Below are 10,377 nucleotides of genomic sequence, written 5' to 3' on the forward strand. Positions count from 1 at the left end.
GCGCGTCCGTGCCGTGTGCCTTCCCCGCTCTGCAGGTCCCTACAGGCCGGCGCCCAGGTCACGTCCTCCGTGCGCGCCGGGGAGGACCCAGGCGGTCGCGGAGGCGTTGTGGGTCAGGAAGGGGGTGAGGGCGTCGCGTTCGGCCAGGCGGGTCTGGACGCGGGTGAAGAGGGCCGGGTCGCGGAGGAAGGCGCAGAAGAGCAGGCCGCGGTCGGCGGGGCCGTCGTCGTAGGACCAGCTGCGCCGCAGCATGCGGGCGCCGCCGTCGAGACGGGGGCTGCTGAGGCGGACGTGGGAGGTGGCGGGGATGACGTAGGAGCCGTCGGGGTGCTTGGCGTAGATGTCCGGCTCGTCGTGCTCCGCGTGGCCGGTGAGCGGCGCCCCGGTGTCCGCGCGCCGCCCCATCACCAGGTCCCGGCGCTCCTTGGGGAGGGCGGCGAAGGCGGCGGTGTCCATCCGGATCCGCCGGTAGACCAGGACCGTCCCGTCGGCGTGCGGCCCGGGCGGCCCCCAGAGGCCGGGGTCGTCGGGGGCCGGGTTGGCGGTCCCGTCCTTGAAGCCGAAGAGGTTGCGCGGCGTCTCGCCCCCGGCGGCGGGCGGCAGGAAGCCGGCCTGGCTCCAGCGGACCGCCGCTCCGGCCCGCCCCGCCGCGGTGACCAGGTGCTCCGTCAGGATCCCGGTCGTCCACGGCTGTTCGGCGGCGAGCTGCACCAGCAGGTCGCCCCCGCCGCGGGCCGGTTCGAGGCGGTCACCGGCGAAGGCGGGCAGCTCGGTGAGCGCCTCGGGCACGTCCAGCCGCAGCCGGCCGGCCAGGCCGGGGCCGACCGCGACCAGCGAGGTGACCGGCGGCGTGCCGGTGAGGCGGGCGTCACCGAGCGAGCCGTCCGCCGCCCCGGCCAGCACCGCGCCGAGCGAGGCCAGCAGACCGCGCAGCGCGTCCCGGCCCGCGTCGCCCGGCAGGTCGAGCGCGAGCAGCCTGGTCACCGGGAGCTGGGGGTGGGTCGGCCCGGACTGCCGCGCGCCGTGGAAGGGCACGGCCGCGGGCGGGGGCGGCCCGGCGGGGGAGCGGTGCGGCGCACGGGTGAACGCGGCGGCGCCGGCCGCGCCCGCCCCGGTGGCGAGGGCCGCGGTGATCAGGGTCCGCCGGTCGATCCGGGGGCGTGCGGGGGCCGCCGCGACCTCCGGGTTCGCGTGTTCGGTGTGCATGCCGTCCATTCCAGACGGTAGAACACGATCCATGCAATTCCTCCGTGGTTCCATGAAGTTGATGCGCCGTCAGGCCGGGGCGGCCTGCCTGGCGGTCCTGGGCGTGCTGGCGGCGTCCGGCTGCTCCTCGGGCGGCGAGGGCGGGAGCTCCGCCGACCGCCACCCGGCGGGCGCGGTGATCCGGGTGCCGGCCGACGTCCCGACGGTGCAGCGGGCGGTGGACATCGCGCTCCCGGGTGACCTGGTGCTGGTCTCGCCCGGCACGTACCGGGAGAGCGTGCGGATCGCCAGGCCGCGCGTGGTGCTGCGGGGCACGGACCGCAACGCGGTGGTGTTCGACGGCGGCCTCAAGCTGGTCAACGGGATCACCGCGACCGGCGCCGGCACGGTGGTGGAGAACCTGACCGTGCGCGGGTACCTCGCCAACGGCGTGCTGTTCACCGGCGTCACCGACGAGAAGCTCCAGCGCCACGGCGCCGGCGGCTCGGCGTACGACCCGCTGGACACCACGCGCTTCCCCCCGGTGGAGGGCTTCCGGGCCACCAGGGTCACCTCGTACGGGAACGCGCTCTACGGCATCTACGCCTTCGACGCGCGCGGCGGGATCATCGAGGACTCCTACGCCTCCGGGATGGCCGACTCCGGGATCTACGTCGGCCAGTGCAAGCCGTGCGACACCCTGGTGCGGGGCAACACGGTGGAGCGCAACGCGGTCGGGATCGAGATCACCAACGCCTCGGAGAACCTGACCGTGGTGGGCAACCGGGCGGTGGGCAACCGGGTCGGAGTGACCGTCAACTCCAACGACCTGGAGTCCTTCGCCCCGCAGCACGGCGCGGTGATCGCGGGCAACGTGGTCGCCGACAACAACTCGGCCGACTCCCCGCAGCAGGCCGACGGCGGGTTCGGCATCGGCATCGGGATCGGCGGCGGCGTCGACAACCGGGTCGAGCGGAACCTGGTGACCGGCAACCGGGCGGCGGGCGTGGTGGTCACCGACCCGCCGGGGCACCCGGCGAGCGGCAACCGCGTCACCGGGAACCGGGTCACCGGCAACGGGGTGGACCTGGTCGGGGCGGCGCTCTCGCCGAGCAACTGCTTCACGGGCAACGGGCCGGGCGTCCAGAGCCCGGCGGGGCTGGAGCAGTTGGCGCCCTGCGGGGCGGCGGCCGGCGGCGCGCCGGTGCCGGCGGGCCGCGCGGCGGTCGTCCAGGCCCCGCCCGGCACCCCGTTCAACGAAGTCCCCGCGCCGCCCGCGCAGCCCCCGCTCCCGGACCCGAACGCCCCCGCCGTCCCGGCCGTCGGCCTCCCGGGCCCGGTCGACCCGGGCGGCTACCCGCTGCCGACGGGCGTCTGAGCGACGGCCGTCGATCTCCCGGGAACGGCCGTCGGTCTCCCGGGAACGGTCGCCGGTCTCCCGGCCAGGGGCTCCCCCGGCCGTCCGCCGGATGGGTGACGGCACGTCAGCCGGCCGTCGGCCAGGGCACCCGGGGGAGCCGGGCGTCCGGCAGCGGGCCCTCCAGGTCGAGGACGGTGGGCGTGGGGAGCCCGGCGATCCGCATGGTGACGCGGCGCAGCCCGCCCTCGGCGTCGATCCAGTAGGTGAGCGGGGAGGCGGCGGTGTCGCGGTCGGCGGCCCCGCGCGGGCGGGGGCCGGAGATCCGGTCGTGGGCGCGGCCGTCGATCCGGTCGCGGCCCAGCCAGCGGGGGCCGGACTGGGCGAGCAGCAGCGGGTTGTCGGGCCGGTCCGCACCCAGCTGGGCCAGCATGTTCAGGCCCGCGTCGAGCGGGCCGGTGCCGAAGGGGCGGGAGGCCCAGCCGCCGCGCGGCACGTGGTCGGCCTGCTCCCAGGCGGGGCCGTCGACCCCGGCGGGCGCCGCGGCCAGTCCCAGACCGCCCGCGTCCCAGACCACCAGGCCCTCGTCGACGGTCCCGGCGGGACCGCGGACCCGGTAGCCGCCCGCGGCGTGCCGGGTGCGGTAGTCGATGACGCCGTGCACCTCCGTGACCAGGCCGCCGCCCTCCTCGGCCGTCAGGGAGACCCGGACGGGGCCGCCGCCGTACAGGGTGAAGCGGGACAGGGCCAGCCGGGAGGCCTCCTCGGTGCTGAGCGGGCGGCTCTCCTCCTGGCGGTCCGTCAGCCGCCAGGCCGTCACCCCGCCCGCGGCCAGCAGGGCGGCCGCGAGGGCGGCGGCCACGGCGGTGCGGCGCCGGGGGCGCCGCTTCTTCTCGGTTGCCACGGTGGGTTCGTCCTCCGGACGCTGTGGTCGGGCAGGGGCCCCGGGGTGCGTCCCCGGGGCCCCTGGTGTTCCGGGTGCTCCGTTCGTCGGTGCGTCAGGCGGTGCGGCGCCTCCTGAGCACGATCAGCACCACCGCGCCGAGCACCACCAGCAGGCCGCCGCCGGCGACCAGGTACGGGGTGCCCGCGCCCCCGCCGGTGTTGGCCAGCGGCCCGGAGGGCGGCGTGGTGGGGGCCGGGGCAGGGGGCTGCACCGTCGGTGTCGGCGTCGGGGTGACCGTCGGCGTCGGGGTGGGGGTGGGCGTGGGTGTCGGGGTCGGGGTCGGCGGGATCAGGGTGTTGACCGCCGTGGTGGTGACGCCCGCCTCCAGGTGCTCGTCGTCCAGCACGACCGGTCCGAGGACCGGCCGGTCGGGAGCGCGGTAGCCCTGCGGCGGGCTGACCTCCTGCCAGTAGTAGCTGCCGAGGTCGGCCTGGCTGGTGCAGGTGCCGTCCGCCCCGGTGGTGCACGCGCCGTCGACCTTCGCGTCCGGCGTGCTGCCGTCGGTCTGCAGGCCCGCGGTGTCGTTGCTCTCCCGCCACAGCTGGAACACGGCCCCCGGCAGCGGCTTCCCGTCCTGGTCGTTCTTGACCAGGCGCAGGGCGCCGCGCTGCCGCTGGAACCCGAAGTCGAAGCTGTGGTCGTTCTGCCCGGCCCCGCCGGTGGTGAGCGCCCGCTCGACGTAGGTGCCGCCCGGCGGGACGGTGCCGTCGGAGTCGGTCAGGCGGTTGTCACCGACGTTCGCCGCGGTCGGCACCCAGTGGTACAGGGGGCCGCCCGCGGCGTAGTCGGCCGGGTCGTCGAGGCGGACGGTGTACGCGGTCCTCGGCTTCAGGCCGCCGGTGACGTTGCCGTCGTCGAAGTAGTACTCGCCGCGCGCGGTGGTCTTCGTGCTGCCCACCTTCGTGCCGTCCGCGTCGTACAGGTTGACCGTGGCGCCCACCACCGGCTTCTGCTCCGGCAGTTGGAGCCCGGAGCGCTCCGGGTCGTACCAGACCCGGTTGCCGATCTGCAGCGGTGCCCGCTCGCAGAGCACCTCCAGGTCGGCCATCGCCGCGCCCTTGCCGAACCGCGACTGGCCGTTGGACAGCTCCTGGCCGAAGCCCGGGTCGGTGTCGCCGGTGCGCAGCGTGAACATGGTGCCGGCGCTGACGATGTTGTTGGCGACGTCGTAGCCGGAGGTGGCGATGGAGTTCTCCACCTTGGAGAGCGCCAGGCCCGCGAAGGCCGGGTACGGGTGGCCCCAGTCGTACGGGCGGGTCTGCTTGAAGTAGTTCTTGTTGCGGACGGTCGCCCCGCAGCCCAGGTTGACGTCCAGCACGTACGAAGTGCCGGACTTGCAGGCCTTGTTGAAGTCCGCCGAGGCGAGCACCGCGACGAAGCCCGGCGGCTGCGGGTTGGTGGCCGAGGGGAACGCGGCGGCCTGGTCGGCGTAGCGGTCCCGGAAGGCCAGCAGCATGGAGCCGTCGGTCTCGAAGCCGATGTCGCCGAGCTCGGGCTCCGGGTACACGCCGCAGATCTGACCACCGGTCATCGGCTGGGTGTCCGTCCACGGGTACCAGTAGTAGCCCGGGCAGGTCGAGGCGGGAACGCCCCGGTGGTCCAGCGGCTGGTCGAGGACGACCGCGCCGAAGACGCCCGTCGCCGGGTCGAACTGCCGCACCACGGCCCGCAGATCGGCGATCTTCTGGGTGGACTGGCCGGAGCAGACGCCGCCGAGGTAGCCGACGCCGTCCTGCAAGCCGAGGCCGAACGGCCGCCAGTCCTCCGGGGAGGGGCAGTCGGCCACCGGGACCGGGTAGACGGCCTTCGGCTGCGCGGCGGCCGGCACGGTGGCGTCGTACCGGTACAGCTTCCGGTCGTGCAGGTTGACCACGTACAGGTCGCGGCCGTCCTCGGTGAGCTTCAGCCCGCCGAGGCTCTCCCGGCCGACCGGGGCGTAGAAGCCCGGGTCGTCGGCGCCGGTGTGCGCGCTGGTGCCCGCGTCCGGGACGGTGGCGAACAGCGAAGTCGCCTTCGTCACCGGGTCGGTGACGTAGATCGCCCCCGGCCCGCCGGGCCCGTACGCGGTGTTCCGCTTGGCGTGGGCCGAGCTGAACAGCCGCCGGTCCTCGCGGTTCCAGGCGATGCCGAAGACGTTCCCCGTGTCGGCGGCGGTGGAGACGTTCGTGACGTCCTTGTTCACCCCGCGCGCCCGGTACGGGAAGGTCACCAGCGTGCGGCTGGTGCCCGGTTCGATGTTCGCCGGCTGGCAGGCGGTGGCCAGCGGGGCGTTCGCCTGGCAGTAGTCCGACGGGTTCCACAGGCCGGTGGTGAAGGTGACCTGCCTGCCGTCGGAGAGGTCGACGAACTCCTCGTTGCTGCTCAGCTTCGTCGGCGCCCCCGCCAGGCCCTCGCGGGAGGCGAAGGCCGGGAAGAGCACGCCGGGCCTCGGGTTCACGACCTCGACCCGGTACCGGCCGCCGGTGCTCCCGGCGGCCGGGGTCAGCGTCACGGTGCCGTCGGCGGCGGTCACGGCCGTCCGCACCACCCCGTCCACCCCGGTCAGGGTGACCGTCACCCCCGCCAGACCCGGCTCCAGGGCCGGGCTCCACAGCCCGTTCTCGTCGACGGCCCGGACCACCCGGACGGTCACCGACCCGTCCGCCTCGGCCGAGGAGGCCGAGGGCGCCGCCACGGTCGTCGCCGTGGTCACGGTGGCGAACGCCGCCACCAGTGCGGCGGCCCGTCCGGCCGCCCGGCGCCCCGCGTGCCGTCGCGGTACGGGCGCCCTGGTCTGCTGCTGTATCTGCGTCATGCCCTGCTCCCGCTCGTCGGGAAGGCGCGCCGGACCGACGCCGGCGCATCACCTGAATGGCGTCGCGTACACACCATTCGGCCGAATCGTAAGCGGAATCAGGACATCCGGCGGGCCGGACAAGGAAATTGACGATCAGTCAGGAAGCACGCCCGATCGTCCGTGTGCACCCGGTGCGCCCCGGCGTGCCCTCGGTGTGCCCTCCTCAGCCCTTGATGTCCACGTGGACGTTGAAGCGCACGGTCACGACGGTCACGAACACGTTGCCCTGCACCTTGCGGGTGGCCAGGGTCTTGCCGACCGACCCCTTGCCCTTGGCCTCCTTGTCCTCGGGCTCCAAGGACTCGAAGCGGGAGAACGGCGAGGACGCGACCTCGGTCGACAGCGCGCCCAGCCGCTTCCACTCCGCGCGCAGGTTCGCGTACTGCGCGGCGGTGAGGGTCTCGCTGAAGGTCATGTCGATCTGACCGCCGTCGACGTACTGGCCGCACGCCTGGCGGAAGAGGTCGACGGTGCTGCCGGTGAACTCCTCGTCGGTGCCGTCGTTGGCGTCGGCCAGGCCGATGAGCGCCGCCTGCTTGGCGGCCACGGTCCGCTTCTCGTTCATGTGGCAGCACTGTCCCGCCCCCGGCCGGGGCCCGTCACCCGGTGGCACGCACTCCGCCACCGGGCCTGACGGACCGTCAGGAAGGCGTGCCGGTACGGATGGAGCGCATCCGGACCGCCGCGTACACGCAGCCCGCCAGGGCCAGGTCGGAGAGCAGCATGAAACCGATCGAGTAGCTGCCCTTGGCGCTGTAGATCGCCCCCATCACCAGCGGCGGCACGAAACCCCCCAGACCGCCGACCGCGCCCACGATGCCCGTCACACTGCCCACCCGGGCCACCGGCGTCACCTGGGCGACCAGGGCGAAGACCGCGCCGCTGCTGGTGCCCAGGCCCGCCGCCATCAGCAGGAAGGCGATCGTGCCGACCGGGCTGAGCTCCGGGTCGAAGGCCTGGACGATCGCGAACAGCGCCGTCAGCGCGAGCGACCAGGCGGTGACCACGGCCGGGTGGACCCGGTCCGAGAGCCAGCCGCCCAGCGGGCGGAACACCACCGTCACCAGGGCGAAGCCGGCCGCCTTGGTCCCCGCGTCGGTCGCCGACAGCTGGTACCAGGTCTTGAGGTAGGTCGGGAGGTAGACGCCGAAGGCGACGATGCCGCCGAAGCCGATCGCGTACAGGGCCGACAGCTCCCAGGTGACCCGCAGCCGGCCCGCCGCGGCCAACCGCTCGGCCAGCGGGGCGGTCGGCACCACCCGGTCCGGGCGGTCACGGAGGAAGAGCAGGGCGAGCACCACGTACACCGCGAGGGCCACCGCCATCACCGTGAACGGCAGGTTCTCGTCGTGCTTCCACAGACGCGGCGTGAAGTAGCCCGACAGGGCCACCCCGCCCATCCCCATGCCGAACACGCCGACGCCCAGACCCCGCTTGCGCGGCGGGAACCAGGAGTTCACCAGCGGCACGCCGATCGCGAAGGTCGTCCCGCCCAGCCCCAGCAGGAACCCCACCGCCAACAGCGCCCCGTACGAACTCCGCGCCGGGATCAGCAGCAGTACCGGAAGGATCGTCAGCCCCGACACCAGCGGGAACATCAACCGCGCCCCGTACCGGTCCGTCAGCGCACCCACCGGCACCCGCCCCAGCGAGCCGACCAGCACCGGCACCGCCACCAGCAGCGACTGTGCGAACGAGGACATGTGCAGCGTCTTGTCGAACTCCCCGGCCAGCGGCGCGACCAGGTTCCACGCCCAGAAGGTCAACGTGAACCCGACCGTGGCCACCACCAGGTTCACGTACGCGGCCGGGGACACCCGCTCCTCCGCAGCACTCACAGGGCGCTTCCTCTCCGTCCGGCGGTCCGACGCCCCATCACAGCAGCGCACCCCCACCCGCCCCGGCCACGCCGCACCCCCACCCGCCGCTGTCCGTCGAATGGAGCAGCGCCCACCGGGCCCAGGTGTCCGGCAGGATGTCGTCCCATGGGTAGGGGAACGGACAGTGACGAGGCCTACGTGCTCGACCTCTGCGACGAGCACCTGGGCGAGACCGCCGAGCGGCAGCGCCGCTTCGACTGGCTGCGCGGCGACCCCGGCACCGACGGGCGGCGCGCCCGGCTGCCGGTCGACGGGTACTGGCCGGGGCACAAGCTCGTGGTCGAGTACCGGGAGCGCCAGCACCACGAGGCGGTCCCGTTCTTCGACAAGCCGGACCGACTGACCGTCAGCGGCGTCCACCGCGGCGAGCAGCGCGCCCGCTACGACGCCCGCCGCGACAGCGAGATCCCCGCCCACAAGCTCCGCCTCGCCGTCATCCGCCCCGAGGACCTCGACGCCGACCCCCGCGGCCGGCTGCGCCGCCGCGACCGCCGGGCCGACCTGGCCGCGGTCGCCGCCGTCCTGGACCCCGTCCTGCGCACCTGGCCCAGCGACGAGGACCGTGTGGTCGACGCCTTCCGCACCTGGCTGGCCGCCGACGGCTGGACCGTCGTCCCGCCCACCGACCCCTACGCCGACCTCGAAGCGGTCCGGCCCGGCGAACGTCTCATCGCCGAGGCCAAGGGCCGCACCAGCGCTCCCGGCATCGACGCGGACATCGCCTACGGCCAGATCCTGCGCCGGATGACCGCCTCCGGGCCGGGCGTGCGCTACGCCTTGGTCGTCCCGGTCTCCGCCGCCGACCACGCCCTGCGGGTCCCGGAACACGTCCGGCGGATGCTCGGCATCACCGTCTACGCGGTCGACCCGGACGGGGCGGTCGCGGTCGTGGGGTGAGGGATTGACGGGCCGTCAGGGCGGGGCAGGGCGGGTCAGCGCAGGGGGCGGCGGTGGAGGGTGCCGTCGGGGGTGAGGACGAGGAGGGGGCCGGAGGGGAGGGGGTAGGCGTCGGCGGCGGTGGGGGCGGTTCCGGCGGGGGTGCCGTCGGGGTGGAGCAGGAGGAGGGCGGTGTCGGTGGGCAGGACGATGAGGCCGGTGGACGGGTCGCGGCGGGCGAGGTGGTCGCCGGGGTCGGTGCGCTGCCAGCGGAGTTCGCCGGTGAGGGTGTAGAGGCTGGTGGTGGTGCGGGTGCCGTGCTCGCCGTCGCCGGTGAAGCGCTGGGTGAGCAGGTCGGGCCCGGCCAGCAGGCAGGCGCCCGCGCGCGGGACGGGGAGGGGCTGCGGGGCGGGGGCGGTGGCGCGGACCAGGGAGGTGCTGCTGCCGTCGCCGAACAGGACGGTGCGGGTGCCGTCCTCGTCGGTGCAGGCGTTGACCGCCTCCGCCGGGACGGGGGCGGACGCCGTCCAGCCGGAGGCCCCGCGTTCCAGGCTCCGGTAGTGGGTGCCGGGGGAGCGGAAGACCAGGACGGCCCGGCGGCCGTCCGCGGCGGGGAAGAGCTGCGGGTCGCTGCCTTCGAGCCCGGCGGCCGGCCCCGGTGCGTCGGCCGGCAGGTCCAACCGGTAGGCGCCGCCGGTGGTGGGGCGGAGCACCAGCGCGTCCTGCGGCGAGTCGGCCCAGAGCACGAGGTCGGCCCGGCCCGGCTCGGTCCGCAGTCCGCTCCCGGTGCGCCAGAGCACCGACGGCGCCGGGGGCTGCCCGTCGGACGGCCCGGAGGCGACGGCGTCGGGGCACCGGCGCAGGCAGGAGACGTACGGCCGGGCGGCCATCTCCCGGTCACGCCAGAGGACTCGGCCGTCGGCGGTGACCCCGCGCAGCTCCTGGCGGACGCCGTCGAGGACGAGGGCGCCGTGCTCGTCGGCGTCCAGGATGACGGAGGCGGCCGCCGCGCCGGGCGGTGGGCCGTCCGGGGTGCCGGACGGCCGCGCGCACCCGCCGGCGGTCACGGTCAGCGCCGCCGCGAGGAGCGGAACGGCGAGGAGGCGCGTCGCGCCCCGCGGTGCTCTCATGGTCGTCCCTCGTCCCTCGTCGCTCGTCTTCGCGCGCATCCGTGCCGGGGGGGCCGGGCCGGGCCCCCCCCCCCCCCCGCCCCGCCGGGGGGGGTTTTGGGGGGGCAGCACCCGACGCGGCCCCCGGCGTAGCAGGTGGCGGTGACCCTGAAGTATGGCGTGTAGGG

At 75.2% G+C, this 10,377-nt stretch carries 8 protein-coding genes; 2 read left to right on the forward strand and 6 right to left on the reverse strand.

Features of this window, described 5'->3' with window-relative positions:
* Positions 1-39 precede the first annotated feature (39 nt).
* Positions 40-1,206: a Dyp-type peroxidase gene (locus ACIA8O_RS31520; RefSeq protein WP_396297404.1), complete on the reverse strand. Its 1,167-nt coding sequence runs from the start codon at positions 1,204-1,206 to the stop codon at positions 40-42.
* Between the two features lie 31 nt (positions 1,207-1,237).
* Between ACIA8O_RS31520 and ACIA8O_RS31525 the strand changes: the two genes are divergently transcribed.
* The gene (locus ACIA8O_RS31525; protein ID WP_396297405.1) at positions 1,238-2,563 is read left to right on the forward strand and encodes a nitrous oxide reductase family maturation protein NosD; all 1,326 of its coding nucleotides are present in this window, start codon (positions 1,238-1,240) and stop codon (positions 2,561-2,563) included.
* 106 nt (positions 2,564-2,669) lie between these two features.
* Here ACIA8O_RS31525 and ACIA8O_RS31530 read toward each other — a convergent pair whose 3' ends face one another.
* From ACIA8O_RS31530 to ACIA8O_RS31545, 4 genes are all read right to left on the reverse strand, one after another.
* Positions 2,670-3,446: a hypothetical protein gene (locus ACIA8O_RS31530; RefSeq protein WP_396297406.1), complete on the reverse strand. Its 777-nt coding sequence runs from the start codon at positions 3,444-3,446 to the stop codon at positions 2,670-2,672.
* A 94-nt stretch (positions 3,447-3,540) separates the two neighbouring features.
* Complete coding sequence (locus ACIA8O_RS31535) at positions 3,541-6,282, reverse strand: SdrD B-like domain-containing protein (RefSeq protein WP_396297407.1); 2,742 nt, start codon at positions 6,280-6,282, stop codon at positions 3,541-3,543.
* A gap of 205 nt (positions 6,283-6,487) precedes the next feature.
* On the reverse strand, positions 6,488-6,889 hold the full coding sequence (locus ACIA8O_RS31540; RefSeq protein ID WP_396297408.1) for a hypothetical protein: 402 nt from the start codon (positions 6,887-6,889) through the stop codon (positions 6,488-6,490).
* Between the two features lie 76 nt (positions 6,890-6,965).
* Positions 6,966-8,162: a nitrate/nitrite transporter gene (locus tag ACIA8O_RS31545; protein WP_396297409.1), complete on the reverse strand. Its 1,197-nt coding sequence runs from the start codon at positions 8,160-8,162 to the stop codon at positions 6,966-6,968.
* A 147-nt stretch (positions 8,163-8,309) separates the two neighbouring features.
* Here ACIA8O_RS31545 and ACIA8O_RS31550 point away from each other — a divergent pair, with 147 nt between their 5' ends.
* Positions 8,310-9,101 (forward strand): hypothetical protein, encoded by a 792-nt coding sequence (locus tag ACIA8O_RS31550; RefSeq protein WP_396297410.1) that lies wholly within the window; start codon positions 8,310-8,312, stop codon positions 9,099-9,101.
* Positions 9,102-9,136: 35 nt separating this feature from the next.
* On the opposite strand, the gene ACIA8O_RS31555 is transcribed toward ACIA8O_RS31550, so the two are convergent.
* A complete protein-coding gene (locus ACIA8O_RS31555; protein WP_396297411.1) occupies positions 9,137-10,210 on the reverse strand; it encodes a hypothetical protein in 1,074 nt (357 codons plus the stop codon).
* Positions 10,211-10,377 lie beyond the last annotated feature (167 nt).

The sequence above is a fragment of the Kitasatospora sp. NPDC051853 genome (genome assembly GCF_044452665.1).
GTDB lineage: Bacteria > Actinomycetota > Actinomycetes > Streptomycetales > Streptomycetaceae > Kitasatospora.